The 16783-nt window shown below is 72.6% G+C and carries 11 protein-coding genes and 2 pseudogenes; 8 read left to right on the top strand and 5 right to left on the bottom strand.

Annotation, left to right across the window (positions count from 1 at the left end; all coding sequences use genetic code 11):
• Positions 1 to 465: 465 nt before the first annotated feature.
• A pseudogene (locus J8M50_RS49590) lies at positions 466 to 564 on the top strand (BBE domain-containing protein); the annotation flags it as partial.
• Positions 565 to 636: 72 nt separating this feature from the next.
• Here the strand turns inward: J8M50_RS49590 and xynC are convergent.
• Positions 637 to 1905 (bottom strand): glucuronoarabinoxylan endo-1,4-beta-xylanase XynC, encoded by a 1269-nt coding sequence (gene xynC / locus J8M50_RS47870; protein ID WP_029184749.1) that lies wholly within the window; start codon positions 1903 to 1905, stop codon positions 637 to 639.
• A 181-nt stretch (positions 1906 to 2086) separates the two neighbouring features.
• On the bottom strand, positions 2087 to 3331 hold the full coding sequence (locus J8M50_RS47865; protein ID WP_010361016.1) for a DUF418 domain-containing protein: 1245 nt from the start codon (positions 3329 to 3331) through the stop codon (positions 2087 to 2089).
• Positions 3332 to 3560: 229 nt separating this feature from the next.
• Between J8M50_RS47865 and J8M50_RS47860 the strand changes: the two genes are divergently transcribed.
• From J8M50_RS47860 to J8M50_RS47845, 4 genes are all read left to right on the top strand, one after another.
• Positions 3561 to 5900 (top strand): ATP-binding protein, encoded by a 2340-nt coding sequence (locus J8M50_RS47860; protein ID WP_010361017.1) that lies wholly within the window; start codon positions 3561 to 3563, stop codon positions 5898 to 5900.
• Positions 5901 to 6531: 631 nt separating this feature from the next.
• Entirely contained in the window at positions 6532 to 8517 is a 1986-nt protein-coding gene (locus J8M50_RS47855) for a beta-galactosidase (protein WP_010361018.1), read from the top strand.
• Between the two features lie 40 nt (positions 8518 to 8557).
• Positions 8558 to 10339 carry a cellulase family glycosylhydrolase gene (locus tag J8M50_RS47850; RefSeq protein WP_010361019.1) on the top strand — a complete coding sequence of 594 codons (1782 nt, stop codon included), beginning with the start codon at positions 8558 to 8560 and terminating at the stop codon, positions 10337 to 10339.
• Positions 10340 to 10411: 72 nt separating this feature from the next.
• Entirely contained in the window at positions 10412 to 12778 is a 2367-nt protein-coding gene (locus J8M50_RS47845; RefSeq protein ID WP_223786499.1) for a SpoIIE family protein phosphatase, read from the top strand.
• On the opposite strand, the gene J8M50_RS47840 is transcribed toward J8M50_RS47845, so the two are convergent.
• Entirely contained in the window at positions 12779 to 13081 is a 303-nt protein-coding gene (locus J8M50_RS47840; RefSeq protein WP_010359601.1) for a hypothetical protein, read from the bottom strand.
• Positions 13078 to 13896 carry a phytanoyl-CoA dioxygenase family protein gene (locus J8M50_RS47835; protein WP_029184570.1) on the bottom strand — a complete coding sequence of 273 codons (819 nt, stop codon included), beginning with the start codon at positions 13894 to 13896 and terminating at the stop codon, positions 13078 to 13080. The genes J8M50_RS47840 and J8M50_RS47835 overlap by 4 nt, the downstream gene beginning before the upstream one ends.
• 82 nt (positions 13897 to 13978) lie before the next feature.
• On the opposite strand from J8M50_RS47835, the gene J8M50_RS47830 reads away from it, so the two are divergent.
• The 3 genes from J8M50_RS47830 to J8M50_RS47820 are packed head-to-tail and all read left to right on the top strand — an operon-like array spanning position 13979 to position 15394.
• Positions 13979 to 14758: an AraC family transcriptional regulator gene (locus J8M50_RS47830; protein WP_010359599.1), complete on the top strand. Its 780-nt coding sequence runs from the start codon at positions 13979 to 13981 to the stop codon at positions 14756 to 14758.
• Between the two features lie 13 nt (positions 14759 to 14771).
• A complete protein-coding gene (locus tag J8M50_RS47825) occupies positions 14772 to 15011 on the top strand; it encodes a hypothetical protein (RefSeq protein WP_010359597.1) in 240 nt (79 codons plus the stop codon).
• Complete coding sequence (locus J8M50_RS47820; protein ID WP_010359595.1) at positions 15011 to 15394, top strand: hypothetical protein; 384 nt, start codon at positions 15011 to 15013, stop codon at positions 15392 to 15394. Before J8M50_RS47825 ends, J8M50_RS47820 begins: the two co-directional genes overlap by 1 nt.
• Before the next feature lie 53 nt (positions 15395 to 15447).
• On the opposite strand, the pseudogene J8M50_RS47815 reads toward J8M50_RS47820, so the two are convergent.
• Positions 15448 to 16464 (bottom strand): annotated as a pseudogene (locus tag J8M50_RS47815) (glycoside hydrolase family 10 protein); the annotation flags it as partial.
• Positions 16465 to 16783 lie beyond the last annotated feature (319 nt).

The following is a 16783-nucleotide window of genomic DNA, read 5'->3' as shown; positions in this document are numbered from 1 at the left end:
GAAGGCGAAGCGTGCCCAACCCGCTGCCCGCGACACGCCGTTCCACCGGCACTTTCACTCTTTCGGGCAGGATGGACCGACGCCGCGTACTGGCCACCGTGACCGCCGGAAGCCTGATCGGGCTGGGCACCGGAAGGGCGACCCCCGACGAGAACGCCGACCTGTTCTGGGCCTGCCGGGGCGGGGCGGGCGGCAACTTCGGCGTCAACCCGCTGCTGCGGCTGCGGCCGGCGCGGGTGTTCGTCGAGGAGCGCGGGTTCTGGTCGGCGCAGGACTATCTGATGGAGCCGGTCGGCGGGAAGGACGCGTACGCCTCCAAGTCGCTCGTCCCCGGCCACTGGCCCACGTCCGACACGGTCGCCGCCGTCGCCGACCGGGCCACCGGTTACGTCACCCTGTTCGCGATGGGCGGCGACAGCGGCGCGCCGCGTCCCGACGAGACGGCGTACCCGCGCCGCCCACCGCATGCTCCGCCGCCTGTCCACGGACGCGGCCTGCGTGAACTTCCCCGACCCCGGCCTGCGCGACTGGCGGCGCGCCTACTACGGCCCCGACTACGACCGCCTGGTCGCCGTCAAGCGCCGCTACGACCCGTCCGGCCTGCTCCGGTACGAGCAGGCCGTCGGCCGTTCCGGTTCAGCGCAGGACGAACGTCGTCGCGCTGCGCGCCGGCAGCGTCGTCGTGAAGGAGCCGTTCGACACGTTCGCCGTCCCCTGGGAGGCGACGTTCCTGGTCGCGTCCGTCAGCCAGGACGCGACCGTCGACGGAGCGCTGTTCACCAGTGTGAACTGCTGGGTCACCGCGCCGGCCGCCTTGTTGACGGCGACGACGACCGTCGAGCCGCCGCCCCGGTACGCCGAGACGTACAGGTTCGTCGCGGGGTTCGCCGTCGCGTCGACCCGTACGTAGCCGGGGCGCACGAACCGCGCGAAGTGGGCCATCGCGGCGCCGCGTTTGCTGATCTGGCCGTCCTCGCGCATCGGGCCGTAGCCGCGCCGGATGTACCACCAGATGTACGCCTGGAACTCGGCGTCCACCATGGCGTGGTGGATGTGCTCCCCCACGTCGAGGGCCTGGGGCCAGAGGTCCGCGGAGTCGGAGCTGTTGGGGTAGTAGACCTCGGTCATCCAGAGTTCCTTGCCCGCGCCCTTCTGTTTGAAGAGGGGGTAGGGGAAGTTCGCGACCGAGGTGCCGTAGAGGTGGGCGCCGATGATGTCCGCGTTGGCGAGGGCCACCGGGTCGTTGAGGATCGGGTCGGACATGTTCTTCAGGTACTGGAAGGACTCCGGGGCGATGACCCGCGTACTGATCGCACCGGCGTTCTCGCGCAGGAAGCGGACCATTTCGGCGGGGGTCCACCAGGTCCAGTCGTGGGCGTAGTCGGGCTCGTTCTGCACCGAGATGCCGTACAGGTTCACGCCGTTGTTGCGGTAGTAGACGGTGAAGTCGTTGAGGTGCTGGGCGTAGGCGGCGTACATGTCGTACCTGAGGCGCCGGGCGTCGGTCTGGGTGCCGCGGACGAACGTCTCGGACATGGATGTGGGCGGGTTCCACGGGGAGGCGATGACGGAGGCGCCGAGGGCGGTCGCGCGCTGGGCCGTCGCGAGGTCGCGGCTCCAGGCCGCCCGGTCCTCGGGGATGGGGACCCGCAGCAGGGAGAAGCCGAGCCGTCCGTCGCCGGTGCCGAAGGCGGTGTCGCGCTGGGCCGCCGTGAGGTCGCCGATCCAGGCGGTGTGGGTCATGCCGCCGAAGCCCCGGACGGTCTGGCGGGTGACGGAAGGGTTGATGACGGCGGTCGCGGTGATGGTCCGGGCCTCGGCGCCGGAGGTTCCCGCGACGGTGAGTACGGGCAGGGCGCTCAGTGTCGTCAGGACGGTTCTGCGGGTGGGTGCTCGGTGTGCCATGTCTCCTCCTCGGGGAGATGGGCCACACGGCTGGAGAGACACCGATGTTGTTCGACATGCTGAACGGTGTCCACGTGGCGGATCAGTCGCAAGGTAACGACGCGGTCCTGCAAGGTCAAGGCTCCCCGCACGGGCAAACGGAAGGCTCCCCCTTCGCCGCGGGGGAGCCTTCCGGCCGGGCTCAGCGGAGGGAGCCGGCCCGTTTGGTGGCGAGGTTCAGGAGATGCTCCAGGGGACCTCGGCTGAAGAAGCGGGACCACAGCCCGGCGAACAGGGTGGCTCCGGCGATGAACGAGAGCAGCAGCGCGGTGGAGGCTGACTGCGGCGGGGTGGCCGACTCGCCGGGCAGGGCGAGGATGACCAGGATGTGGCCGACGTACAGAGTGAGGGACATGGTGCCGACGGCGATGACCGGGGTCGCCAGTCTGCGCAGCCAGTCCAGGCGCTCCATCGCCAGCGTCGCGCCCAGGATCACGGTGATCGCGATGCCGAGGCTGCCGATGAGGTCGAGCGTGGAGCCGCTGTGCGGTTCGGCCGCGATCAGTCCCCAGGCGTTGTGCCACAGGTCGCTGCCGACGGGCATGTCGAAGGACGGCGACGCACTCGTCAGGTCCTCGGGCTTGGGCCCTGCGCCGGTGAGGTGCTGGGCGCCGCCGGTCACGCGCAGCAGCAGCCACGCGACGCCGTACCCGAACGCGATCATCGCGGCGCCGGTCGCGGCGAGCCGTCGCCGTACTGTCCCGGAGGCGAGGTCGAGCCTGCCGAGGGTCATGCCGGTGACGACGAACGTCATCCAGGTGATCGCCGGGTAGAGGCCGGTGAGCACGAGGTCCAGGACGCCGACGCCGCTGATGCGGGCCAGGGGGTCGTAACTGTCGATCGTGCGGACGGCGGACTCGGTGAGCAGGGCGCGCAGGGCGAACGCGAGTTGGGGGGTGACGACCGCGAGGGTGACGGCGATCGTGGCGAGGGTCCTGGCCCGCAGTTTCAGCAGGGGGAGCGCCAGCAGGAAATACAGGGCGTAGAAGTTGAGGATGCCGGCGCCGCCGAAGTTGGTCATGGCGAGGGCGCTGCCCACCACGAGCAGGATCGCGGCGCGGATGACGATCCGGGCTCTCGCCTGCCGTCCGGCCAGGCCGGTCTTGGGTTCGCGGCGGCCGGCGATGAGCATCAGCGAGAATCCGGCGAGGGTGGCGAACAGGGCGGAGGCCCGGCCGCCGGCCAGCTCCAGGAACCAGCCGCCGACGCCGCCGTCGGGTGGGGGGAAGGGGCCGACGTGCACGGCGAACATCCCGAACACGGCCAGGGCGCGGGCGAGGTCCACACCGACGAGCCGCGCGGTCGACGCCGTGGGGGGCGTCGTCGTGGCGGGCTCGGGTGCGGGTGGGGGTAAGGGCGCCTTGCCGGCGCTGTCGATCTCGGTCACCCGCTCAACTTCCCGCGGACGCCGGCCGGCCGGCCATCCGCCGGTCGGGGGGAGGCGGCCCGCCGACCGGCGGGGACTCTCTCCGCACGTCGGTAAATGCCACGTTTTGACCGAATGTTTTCCCCCTCGTCATCTGTGATCGTCCTCTGTCGCGCAGAGTGGCCCCGGGCTTTCCGGCCCCCGCCGGCGCACCGCGCGCAGCGGACACGTCGACCCACGGAGGGTGGAGATGACGACGGTGCGCGCGCAGGTACCGCCCTCGGCGGCCACGGCCTTCGTGGGCCGGGAACAGGCGCTGGCGGACGTCCGCCGGACCGTACGGAGTGCGCGGCTGCTGACGGTGACCGGAGCGGGTGGCATCGGCAAGACCCGGCTGGCGCTCGCGGCGACCGCCGGCCTCGGCGGGTGCGCGCCGGACGGGGTGTGGCTGGTTCCGCTCGCCCCCGTCCGGTCGGGAGCGGGGGTGGCGACCGCGACCGCCGTCGCCCTGGGGCTGCCGGACCTGGGGCTGCGGCCCGCGCTGGACCAGCTCACCGGGTATCTGGCCGGACGGCGCGCGCTGCTGGTCCTCGACAACTGCGAGCACCTGGTCGACGCCTGCGCCGAGCTGGTCAGCGCGCTCCTGCTCGCCTGTCCCGGGCTGCGGATCCTGGCGACGAGCCGCCGGACGCTGGACGTCACGGGCGAGTGCGTGTACGCGCTCGCGCCGCTGTCCCCGGCGGAGTCGGCCGAACTGCTGCGGGTGCGCGCCGGGGAGATCGGCGCGGACCACCGGGTCGGGGAGGCGGACGGGGCGGAGGTCGCCCGGCTGTGCGCCGGTCTGGACGGGCTGCCGCTGGCGATCGAGCTGGCCGCGTCGCGGCTGCGGACGCTGGGCGTGGCGGAGGTGGCGGCCGGTCTTGAGGACCGCTTCGCGCTGCTGTCCCCCGGGCGGCCCGCGCTGCGCGCGGCGATCGACTGGAGCCACGAGCTGTGCACGCCGGCCGAGCGGGCGCTGTGGAGCCGGCTGTCGGTCTTCGCGGGCGGCTTCACGCTGGAGGCGGTGGAGGAGGTGTGTGGCGGGGAGGGCGTCTCCCGCTGGGAGGTGGTGGACCTGCTCGACCAGCTCGTGTCGCAGTCCGTGGTACTGGTCGAGGAGGGGGACGCCGGGCCGCGCTACCGGATGCTGGAGGCGCTGCGCGCGTACGGGCAGGAACGGCTCGCGGGTCTCGGTGAGCGGGGTCGGACGGCGCGGCGCCACCGAGACTTCTTCCTCACGCTGGCCCGGCGGACCGCTGCCGGGTGGTTCGGTCCCGGCCAGGAGCGGGCGTTGGCGCGGCTGCGGGCGGAGCATGGGAATGTGCTGGCGGCGCTGGAGGGGGGTGCGGGTGCCGGTGCGAGCGTGAATGCCGGTGTGGGCGCGGGTGTTGATGCGGGCGCGGGCGCCGGTGCGAGTGCCGGTGCGGGTGCTGACGCCGGTGCGGGCGCCGGTGCCAGTGCCAGTGCCGATGGCGGTCAGGCCCGGCTGGAGTTGGCGGCTGCGCTGGGCTTCCACTGGTGCTGCAACGGTTTCGTCGGCGAGGGGCGCCGGCGGCTCGACCAGGCGCTCGCCGACGCGCCCGAGCCGACGCCGGCGCGGGCCGCCGCGCTGTGGACCGCCGCCTGGGTGGCCCAGATCCAGGGGGACCTCGACACCGCCGAACACCGTCTCGACGAGGCGGACATGCTGGGCGAGTTGCTCGGTGACCCGCTGCTGCGGGCGTACGTGCGCGGTGAGCGCGGCACGCTGGCGCTGTACCGGGGACGGCCGCACGACGCCGTACCCCTCTTCGAGGGCGCGGTGGCCGTCCAGTCGGAGCTGGAAGGGGAGCCGTCGGCGCTGCGCTGGCTGTTCCAGCTGGCGCTGGCGCAGATGTATCTCGGTGACCCCGCGTCGGTGCGGACCGCGCGGCGCGCGGTGGCCACGGCCGACGCGCACGGCGAGCGGCTGACCCGCGCCTACGCGCTGTGGGTGCTCGGGTACGACGCCTGGCTGCGGGGCAGCGCCGAGGAGAGCACCGCCGTGCTGCGCACCGCGCTGGAGATCCACCGGGGCTTCCACGACCACGCGGGGGTCGCGATGGCCCTGGAGGTGCTGGCCTGGGGTTCGGCCGCGCTCGGCGAGCACCGGCGCGCGGCCCTGCTGCTGGGCGCGCTGGGGCCGCTGGCCAGGGAGCTGGGCTCCACCTGCGCCGGGCACTTCGCCGAACCCCGCGCGCGCTGCGAGGAGGCGATCGTCGCCGAGCTCGGTCCGGACGCGTACGCCGAGGCGCTCGCGGAGGGCGGCCGGTACGACACACCCCGGCGAGCCGTCGCCCTAGCGCTCGGCGACGCCCCCACGCCCCCGGCGCTGACCCGCAAGGAGCGTGAGGTCGCGGCGCACGTGGCGAGGGGCCTGGACAGCCGCCAGATCTCCCTGGCCCTCGGCCGCTCGCCCCGAACGGTCGAGGGCCACCTCCAGAGCGTGCTGACGAAGCTGGGCTTCACATGTCCGGCCCAGATCGCGGCTTGGTGGACGGCGAACGAACCGGTTGTCCACGAGGGGGTGTGACGGGCTCGCGGGGGTGCGGCGGACCGGAGACGACGAACCGGCCGTCCACCAGGGGGGCTGACGGGCCCGTGGAGATGTGACGGGCCGGGGACCACGCACCGGCCACCCACAAGGGGGCCCGACGAACTCGCGGAGATGTAACGGGCCCGGGACGACGAACCGGCCGCCCGACCGGTGACCACCGGCACCTCCCAGCCGCGCTGACCAGCTTCGCCGGGCGCGACAACAACTCCCGCGCGGCGGCGTACCCGTGCTCCCAGGTGAGCTGCGCCTTGACCATCAGGCCGGGGTCGGGGACCCGTCGCGTCGTCCTGGAACCCGAACTCCGGGGCGAGGACCCCGATCCCGTTCCTGCGCGCCGCCTATTCCACGCCTCGGACGATCTCCACGCCCCACAGGCGATCGTCACCGCCGCAGGCCCCTCACCACGCACCACCACAACCGCCCCCTCAGAATGATTGTCGAAGCGCATCGACACAGGCACCCCCACTGACAGCCTGTCAATCACCGGGCCAGGAGAAACTTTCTTCGCTTTCAAGCTCTTGTTTCGCGCGAAACACCTCGTTACCTTCCCCAGTTAGGTGAAGCGCTTCGACAGCCGCTTCGGCACTCGTCCATGGGAAGGGCCGCCATGACCATCCGCAGTGTCACCGACCACCTGGGCGGCCTCGCCTTCGGCGGGGACTACAACCCCGAGCAGTGGGACGAGCCGGTGTGGAAGGAGGACGACGTCCTCATGCGGCGGGCGAGGGTCAATCTGGCCACGGTCGGCGTGTTCTCCTGGGCGCTGCTCGAACCCGCCGAGGGCCGTTACGACTTCGCGTGGCTGGACGGCCACATCGAGCGGCTGCACACGAACGGCGTGGCGGTCGACCTCGCCACCCCGACCGCCTCCCCGCCGCCCTGGTTCACCCTGGCCCACCCCGACGCGCTGCCCGTCGGCCCCGACGGAACCCGCCTCACGCACGGCAGCCGCGACACGTACTGCCTCATCGCGCCCGCCTACCGGGACGCGGCCCGGCGCATCGCCTCGGCGCTCGCCGAGCGGTACGGCAACCACCCGGCGCTCGCGCTGTGGCACGTGCACAACGAGTACGTGACGCTGTGCTGGTGCGACCACACGGCGGTCGCGTTCCGGCGCTGGCTGCGGGAGCGGTACGGCACGCTGGACGCCGTCAACGAGGCGTGGGGGACGGCGTTCTGGAGCCAGCGCTACGGCGCCTGGGAGGAGGTGCTCCCGCCGCGCGCCACGCAGTGGCACAAGAACCCGGGGCAGGCGCTGGACTTCCGGCGCTTCTGGTCGGACGAGGTGATGGCCGCCTTCCGCGAGCAGCGGGACGCGATCCGCGCGCACAGCGACCGGCCGGTGACGACGAACCTGATGCTCCCCTCGTACCAGAACCTCGACCCGTGGGCGATGGGCCGCGAGGTCGACCTCGTCACCGTCGATTTCTACCCGGACTCCCCCGGCCTCGGCGCCGCCGCCGACACCGCCTTCACCGCCGACCGGACCCGCTCCTTCGGCGGCGGCCGGCCCTGGCTGCTGATGGAGCAGGGCACGAACACCGTGTACGCCGGGGACCGGGTCCTCGCCAAGCAGCCGGGCGACATCCTGCGGCACTCCCTGGGGCACATCGCGCGCGGTTCGGAGGGCGCCCTGTTCTTCCAGTGGCGCCAGTCCCGGGCCGGCGCCGAGACCTGGCACTCGGCGATGGTCCCGCACGCGGGCGCGGACAGCCGTATCTTCCGGGAGGTGACGGCGGCCGGCGAGGCCGTCGCCCGGCTCGGCGAGCTGGCGGGCTCGACGGTGCGGGCGCGGGCGGCGGTCCTGCACGACTCCGACGCCTGGTGGGCGCTGGACGGGGACGGGCTGCCGTCGGCGGACCTGCGCTACCACGCGGAACTGCGGCGCGCCCACCGCGCGCTGTGGGACGCCGGGGTCACGGCCGACTTCGCCCACCCCGAGCAGGAGTCGCTGCCCTACGCGTTCCTCGTGGCCCCGGCGCTGTTCCTGCTGTCCGACGCGGGCGCCGAGAACCTGCGCCGGTACGTCGCCGGCGGCGGGACCCTGCTCGTGCACCACGCGGCCGGGTTCACCGACGAACGGCTGCACGCCCGCCTCGGCGGCTACCCGGCCGCGCCGCTGCGCGAGGCGCTGGGCATCCGGGTCGAGGAGTACCGTCCACTGCGCCGCGAGGAGCGCGCCGCCCTGTCCGACGGGACGTACGGCACGGGGTGGAGCGAGTCCCTGCGCACGGAGGGCGCCGACCCGGTCGCCGCGTACACCGGCGGCCCGCTCGCCGGCTCCCCCGCGGTGACCCGGCACCGCTTCGGCGCGGGTGAGGGCTGGTACCTCTCCACCCGCCTCGACGACACCGGCTACGGCGCCCTCGTCGCCCGGCTGCTGGCGGGGACGGGGGTGGGGCCCGACGTACCGGGGCTGCCCGCCGGGGTGGAGAGCGTCACCCGGCACGCGGCGGACGGCCGTAGCTGGCACTTCCTGATCAACCACACCGGCGCCGCCGTACCCCTCCCCCACCCGGCCCACGACCTGCTGGCCGACGCCACCGCGCGCGAACTGCCGCCCGGCGGCTGCGTGGTGCTGCGCGCGCCCTGAACTCCGCCTGCCGCGTACGACCGACCGAGAGGGACCGCACGTGAACACCGCACAGTTCAGACGTCACCTCGCCCACGGCATACGCCGCCTCGCCGGCCTGCTGACGGTTCTCGCCGTCCTGCTGGGCCTCGCCGCCGGCGCCTCGGCCGCCGCCCCGGACCGTACGGCGACGGCGCACCCCGTCCGTGTCCCGGCCCGCGCCATGGACGCCGTCGCCGCGATGCAGCCGAGCTGGAACCTCGGCAACACCCTGGACGCCATCCCGGACGAAACGTCCTGGGGGAACCCGAAGGCCACCCGGGAACTGCTGCGGGCCATCCGCGCCGAGGGCTTCCGCAGCGTCCGGATCCCGGTGACCTGGTCCGACCACCAGTCGGCGACCGCGCCGTACACCATCGCCGCCGACTACCTGGCACGCGTCAAGCAGGTCACCGACTGGGCGCTGGCGGAGGGGCTGTACGCCCTGATCAACGTCCACCACGACTCGTGGCAGTGGATCAGCAGGATGCCGTCCGACCACGACGGGGTACGGGCCCGCTACGACGCGACCTGGACGCAGATCGCGGCGGCGTTCCGCGACGAGCCGCGCAGCCTGCTCTTCGAGAGCGTCAACGAGCCGGTCTTCGAGAACGCCACGGCCGGCCAGAAGACGCAGCTCCTCGACGAGCTGAACCGGTCCTTCCACCGGATCGTCCGCGCTTCCGGCGGCGGGAACGCGAACCGTCTGCTGATGCTGCCCACCGAGGCCGGCACCCCGGGCCAGAACCTCATGGACGACCTGTACACGACCATCCGGGCGCTGAACGACCCGGCGCTGATCGCAACCGTGCACTACTACAGCTGGTACCCGTTCAGCGTGAACGTCGCCGGAGGCACCCTCTACGACGACACCGCGCGCAAGGACCTGGACGACGCCTTCGCCCGGATGCGGGACGTCTTCGTCTCCCGGGGCATCCCGGTCTACCTCGGCGAGTACGGCCTCCTGAGCTGGCCCGACCACTTCCACCCCTCGCGCGTCGAGCGCGGTGAGGCACTGAAGTACTTCGAGCACCTGGCGTACACGGCCCGCACCAGCAAGGTCACCACCGCCCTGTGGGACCCCTTCGCCTACCTGGACCGCACCACCCTGACCTGGCGCGACCCGGCCCTGTTCGCGTGGATCAGGTCGGCCTGGACCACCCGGTCGGGGACCGCGTCCTTCGACAAGGTGTACGTGCCGAAGTCGTCCCCCATCACGGCGAAGGAGCTGACCCTGAACCTGAACGGGACCGCGTTCCTGGGCCTGTGGCACGGCTCGGCCCGGCTCGTCGAGGGGCGTGACTACACCCGCAGCGGGCAGCGGCTCGTCCTGACCGCCGGGGCGCTGACCCGGCTGGCCGGCGACCGTGCCTACGGGGTGAACGCGACGCTCCAGGCCCGGTTCTCGCGGGGTCTGCCCTGGCGGATCGACGTCGTCACGAACGACACCCCGGTGCTGTCCGGCGCCACCGGAACGACCGACGCGTTCGCGGTCCCCGCCCGGTACCGGGGCGAGGAGCTGGCGACCATGGAGGCCCGGTACGCCGACGGCGGCAACGCGGGCCCGACCGACTGGACGCCGTACCAGGAGTTCAACAAGGCGTTCTCGCCGGACTACCCGAACGGCCGGATCGTCCTCACCCCCGAGTTCCTGGCGTCCCTGCGCGAGAACGACCCGGCGACACTGACCTTCCACTTCTACAGCGGCGCGAAGGTCGTCTACCAGGTGCGGAAGTCCGGTACGACGGTCACCGGCACGGTATACCGGCCGAAGCGCCCCGGCGCGAGGTCCGATCTACGCTGAGGTCAACCGCTGGATCCGGCCCTGACGGGCACCGTTGTTCGCACGGAGGCGTAGCGCGTGGAGACGACCGGCATGCAGGACGCGCCCACGGCCGTCGTCGTGGTGGACCCGGACGGCGTGGTCAGCGGCTGGAGCGAGGGCGGCACGCTGCTGCTGGGGTGGACGGCCGAGGACCTCGTCGGCCGCCCCGTGACCGGACTGCTGGCCGCTCCCCCGCCTCCGGGTTTCCCCGGGCGCCTCGGCCCGAGCCCCCTCGCGCTGCGGCACCGGGACGGCTCGACGGTGGACGCCGTGCTGACGGCCCACCCGCTGGCCGGCCCCGACGGGCGGACGCTGGGCCACGCGGTGACCGCGCAGCTCTGGGGGCGCCGCCCGGTGATCGCGGACCGGGCCTTCGAGCAGTGCCCCTTCGCGCTCGGCGTCTACGACCCCGACCTGCGGTTCCTGTGGGTGAACGCCTCCGCGTGCCGGGTGATGGCGCACTCCGAGGAGCAGGTGCGCGGCGAGAAGTACCGGGAGCTGTTCCCGGAGCTGGAGGGCAAGGCGTACACCGACGGGCTGGCCGAGGTGGCACGGACGGGTGAACCCAGGCGGCTGATCACCGTCTTCCAGCCGCTCGGCAGCGACTACGCCAACGCGTGGGCGACCAGCATGTGGCCCGTGCGGGACGACGACGGCCGGATCCTCGCCGTCGCCAACTGGGGCTTCGACATGAGTGCCGAGTACTGGGCCCGGCAGCGGCTGCTGCTCCTGAACGAGGCGAGCGCCGGCATCGGCCGCACGCTCGACGTCACCGGCACCGCGCTGGAGCTGGCGAAGGCCCCGGTGCCGGGGTTCGTGGACCTCGTCACCGTGGACCTCTTCGCCGAGGTGCTGCACGGTGAGGAACCCCCCTCGGCGTTCGCCCCCGGCGAGCGGATCGCGCTCGTGCGGACCGCCCGGCACAGCGCGCAGGAGGGCACCGACCCGACGGCGCGGCCGGTCGAGCACGCGCCCGGCAGTATCGCGGCGAACTGCCTGGTCACCGGCGCGTCCACCGTGCAGCTCGCGGCCGACGGCGGCCAGGGCGGCGAGTGGGCGTTCGGTCCCGGCCTCGCCGCCGACCCGGCGCACTGGCCGCCGGGCAACCCGCTGATCGACCCCTCGCTCGCCGGGGAGGGGCTGACCGGCCGGATCACCGTGCCGCTGCGGGCGCGCGGGGCGCTGCTCGGCGTCGTCGTCTTCTCCCGTCTGGAGCGGCCGGAGGCGTTCACCGCCGACGACCTGATCCTGGCCGAGGAGCTGGCCGCCAAGGCGGCCGTCGCTATCGACAACGCCCGCCGCTACGCGCGGGAGCGGGCGACCGCGCTGACGCTCCAGCGCACGCTGCTGCCGAGCGGGCTGCCGGACCAGGAGGCGGTCGAGGCGGCGTACCGCTATCTGCCCAGCGGCAGCGACACGGAGGTGGGCGGCGACTGGTTCGACGTCATCCCGCTGTCCGGCGCGCGGGTCGCCCTGGTCGTGGGGGACGTCGTCGGCCACGGCCTGCACGCCTCGGCGAGCATGGGGCGGCTGCGGACGGCCGTCCGCACGCTCGCCGACGTTGATCTGCCGCCGGACGAGCTGCTGACCCACCTGGACGACCTCGTCCTGCACCTCGGCGACGACCTCCACTCGGCGGGCGAGTCGGGGGCCACCTGTCTGTACACCGTGTACGACCCCGTCTCCCGGCGTTTCACGCTGGCGAGCGCCGGTCACCCGCTGCCGCTGGTCGTCGCCCCGGACGGCAGCGCGGTCCCGGTGTCGGCGCAGCCCGGTCCGCCGCTCGGGGTCGGTGGGCTGCCGTTCGAGTCGGCGGAGCTGGAACTCCCCGAGGGCAGCCTGCTCGCCCTGTACACCGACGGGCTGGTGGAGAGCCGCGAGCGCGACCTCGACCGGGGGGCCGCCGACCTCGGACGGCTCCTGGACCCGGCGGCCGTCTCCCTGGACGCCCTGTGCGACACGCTCACCGACGCCCTGCTCCCCGGGCGCCGCACCGACGACGCCGCGCTGCTGCTCGCCCGTACCCGCGCGCTGGCCCGCCACCACGTCGCCGCGCTGGACGTCGAGCCGGACCCCTCGCAGGTCCCCCTGGTCCGCAAGTTCGCCGTCGAGCGGCTGGAGTCCTGGGGTCTTGAAGAGGCCGCGTTCGTCACCGAACTGGTCGTCAGCGAGCTGGTCACCAACGCGATCCGGTACGGGGCGCCGCCGATCAGGCTGCGGCTGATCCGCGACGCCTCGCTGATCTGCGAGGTCTTCGACGCCAGCAGCACCGCTCCGCACCTGCGCCGGGCGCGCGCCTTCGACGAAGGGGGGCGGGGTCTGCTGCTCGTCGCCCAGCTCACCCAGGGCTGGGGCACCCGGCACAGCGCCGACGGCAAGACGATCTGGTGCTCGCAGCCCCTGCCGCAGGCCCTGTAGTCAGCCGTTGCCCGCTTCCCCGGGCTCCTCCAGCTCCTCCAGCTCCTCCAGTTTCTCGAAGAAGAACTCGTGCTTGAGGAACGAGACGTCGTACTCGTGCCCGGCCTGCGGCGGGAGCAGTTGGGACGCCTGGAAGAGGCGCCAGCCGTCGTGGAGGGCGGCGAGTCCCGTGGCGTAGGGCGGTTCGTCGCTGTCGCCGGTCGTGGGGTGGGTGCGGGCGGTGCCGTCGTAGCGGGACCAGCCGACGACGTCGGAGTCGAGTGCGGACGTCGCGAGGTAGAGGACGAGGACGTGCTGTCTCATGCGTGGCTCCCGAGGGCGGGACGGTTGGTGACGCGGGTGACCCAGTACTCGACGTCGAAGGAGTCGTCGCCGGTCAGGGCCCGCCACAGCAGGACCCGGTTGTAGATCTCCAGGCGGCCGGTCGCCTGCTCGTACCAGGGGAGGTGGGCGCCGAGTTCCTCGGTCACCGCCGGGTCGTGGAGGTCGGCGGTGTCCCACAGCCGCACCTGCGGCACGGTCGGGTTGAGGCGGAGCTTGTACATGTAGCGCCGGGTCGCGGTGTCGTTGCGCCGGCCGCTGTGCCAGATGCCGTGGTGCACGAGGACGACCGTCCCGGCCGGGCAGGTCAGCCGGGTCTGGCCCCGGAGGTTCTGGACGCGGCCGACGTCCGTCTCGTTGATCCGGCGCAGATGGCTGCCGGGGACGCTGAGGGTGCCGCCCATGGCGGCGGTCACCTCGTGCGGGTAGTACATGAGCTGGATGTCGAAGGCGTCCGGCCGTACGTCGATGATCGCGTCCCCGTGGAGGGGCTGCGCCTGTCCCTCGTGCGGCTCGCGCACGTGGACGGCCTGGTGGTCGACGGTCGGGCCGGGGCCGACCAGGCTCTCGACGGCGCCCGCGACGGCGGGCAGGGCGAGGAGGTCGTGGACGAAGGTGTCCGGCGCGAACGCCTGCGCGAGCGGGGTGCCGTAGGGGACCGGGGGCAGGGTCTCGTCCAGGGCCGCGACGGCGCGTTCGTTGATCCCGGGCGGCACCACCCCGTCCAGCCGCAGGAATCCCCGCGCGACGAACCGCGCCACCTGAACCGACGTCAGGAGTTGCTTGCTGGTTGACATACGACGACCGTACGGACGGCCACCGCCCCGGTCGTGGGCTCTAATCGTCGACTGCTGGTATTTTTCCGACCTCGTGGACCATGTGACGCTCCGGCTCGACGAGCCGCCCGCCGTCGTCGCCGCCGGGATCGGGGTGCACGGCGTCGCCACCGCGCACGACGTGTTCCGGCTGCCCGGCCTGTGGCAGCTGCACCTCTACCACTACGACGGCGCCCTGACCCTGGGCCGGTCGGTGCACGCCATCCGGCCCGGCCACGTCAGCCTGGTGCCGCCGGACACCGAGGTGCGCTTCCGCTACCGGGGCCGGTCGGAGCACCTGTACGTCCATCTGCGGCTGCCGGAGGGCGGGAGCGCGCGGACGGTGCCGGTGATGCAGGACGCCGGCGCCGAGAGTCCGCGCCTGGCCGATCTGCTGCGGCGTGCCATGACGGCCGTACCGACGTCTCCCCCGCGTGCCACGGCCGAGGTGTGGGCGGCGCTGTGGCGCGTCGCGGAGCTGCCGGGGGGCGAGGGGGACGGGCGGGTGCATCCCTTCGTCGCCGCCGCGCGGGCGCATGTCGAGGAGCATCTCGCGGGGCCGCTGTCCGTGCCGGAGGTGGCGCGCGCCGTCGGGGTCTCGCACACCCATCTGACGCGGGTGTTCCGTGCCGAGACCGGCCGTACCGTCGTCGCGTACATCCGCCACCGGCGCCTCCAGCGCGCCCGTCACCTCCTGCTGTCCTCGACGCTGTCCATCGGTGCCGTCGCCGCCGCGGTCGGCATCGCCGATCTCCAGGCGTTCAACAAGGCGTGCCGCCGCGAGCTCGGGGCGAGTCCGCGCGAGGTGCGGGCGGCTTTGCTGGCGCGCCGTGGTACCGACTAGGTACCATCGACGTATGCCCTCACTGAACGTGACTTTCACCGACGAGGAAATGGAAGGCGTCCGCGCGGCAGCCGCGGCGGAAGGCAAGAGTCTCAAGCAGTACCTGCACGACCTCGGGGTCCGGGAGCTGCGCCGCAAGCAGTTCGTGGCCGGCGCCGCGTCGTGGGCGGAGAAGCTGCGCGAGGAGTTCGACCAGGCGTTCCCGGACGAGATCCCGCCCTCGCAGCGTGGAGACGGGACCGCTGCCGCCTGATGAGCGAGACCCTGTACATCGACGTCTCCTGGCTGCTCGACGTCCAGGAGGCCGCGCTCGGCCCCGACGACGTGTCGGTCACCGACTACTCGGCCCTGGTCGCGGCCGTGGCCCGGCACCGGACGCGGATGCCGACGCTGGCCGCGTCCAACCCCGATGCCGCCTGGCGGGCCGCCGCGCTGCTGCACACCATCACGCGGCTCGAACCGCTCCCCCACCGCAACAGCCTCTTCGCCGCGTTCGTGGCGACCCAGTACCTGGACCAGTCCGGCGAGGGCATCAACCCGCCCTACGGGGCCCTGTCCGACCTGATCAGGAAGTGCCGCGAGACGCGGCTGACCATATACGCGGTCGCGGACACGCTGCGTTCCTGGCGGATCTGACGGAGGGAGCGCTCCCACGGAGTGGGTGCGCTCCCCCGCCACGGAGCCGGTCAGGAGGGCGTGCCGCCCATCGTCGTCAGGACCGAGTTGTACGCGGCCTTCTTGCCGCCGCCCGAGTTGAACAGCAGCGGGTTCTCGCCGCTGCGCCACGAGTCGCTGTCCCGGATGCCCCACACGGTGATCCCGTTGCAGCGCGCGACGTTCAGGCAGGCCCGCACGGCGTTGGCGTACGCGTTCGTCCCGGCCTGCGCGATGTCCAGCTCGGTGATCTGCACGTCGACGCCGAGCGCCGCGAAGTTCGCGAGCGTCGTCTGGAAGTTCGACGGGGGGCCGCCCGCGCCGAAGTGGGCTTGGAAGCCGACGCAGTCGATCGGCACGCCACGGGACTTGAAGTCGCGGACCATGCGGTAGACGCCCTGCGTCTTCGCCGCGTTCCAGTCCTCGATGTTGTAGTCGTTGTAGCAGAGCTTGGCCGCCGGGTCGGCGCTGCGGGCGGTGCGGAACGCGGTCTCGATGTACCCGTCGCCGAGCCGGTCCTGGAAGACCGAGGAGCGGTGCCGGCCGCTGCCGCCGTCCTCGAACGCCTCGTTGACGACGTCCCACGAGTGGATGCGGCCCTTGTAGTGGTTCGCGAGCTGCGTGATGTGGTTGTTCATCACGCTGCGGACGGTGTTGGCGTCACCGATCGACTTGACCCAGTTGGGCAGCTGCTGGTACCAGACCATGGTGTGGCCGCGCAGCTTCTGTCCGTGCGAGGACGCCTGGCTCGCGATCCGGTCGCCGGGGCCGAAGTTGAACGAGCCGCGGGACGGTTCGACCGTGTCCCACTTCATCTCGTTCTCGGCGGTGACCTGGTTGAACTCCCGGTTGAGGATGCCGGTGTAGGTGCCGTCGCCGAGACGGCCCGAGGCGACGGCGGTGCCGAAGTACCGGCCGGACTGGGCGGCTTGGGCGCCTAACGTGGACGCCTTGATGCCGGGGGAGGAAGCGGCTGCGGCGGTGCCGCCGGCCAGCAGGGTGACGGCGGTGACAGTGCCCAGCAGGGCGTGCTGTCGCGTACGGGGATTCATGGTTCTCCTCGGACGGTTGCGGGGGGTTGGGTCGCGCGGTGGAGAAGAGCGAATCGACGCGTCGAACAGAACTGGATGATGGGGGGCCTCATACATCCCGTCAATATGTCTCGCATGATTCGGTCTCAAGACCGAAATGTTTCGAAGTAGGGATGTTCACACCTCGCGCCTCCGACCTGCGATTCACGCCTTAGAGCGTCCCTGTTGGCCAGTCCGCCGCCGCGACGCTGTTGACACCGGCGGAAGTCTCTCTAGAGTCCCTCCCACCAACGATCCGAAATCGGCACGAAATTTCGAACGTGCCGCACCGGACGTATAC

Origin of the sequence: Streptomyces acidiscabies, assembly GCF_020010905.1 — a bacterium.
GTDB lineage: Bacteria > Actinomycetota > Actinomycetes > Streptomycetales > Streptomycetaceae > Streptomyces > Streptomyces acidiscabies.
Note: the sequence above shows the minus strand (reverse complement) of the source record. Positions and strands in the feature narration are given on the sequence as shown.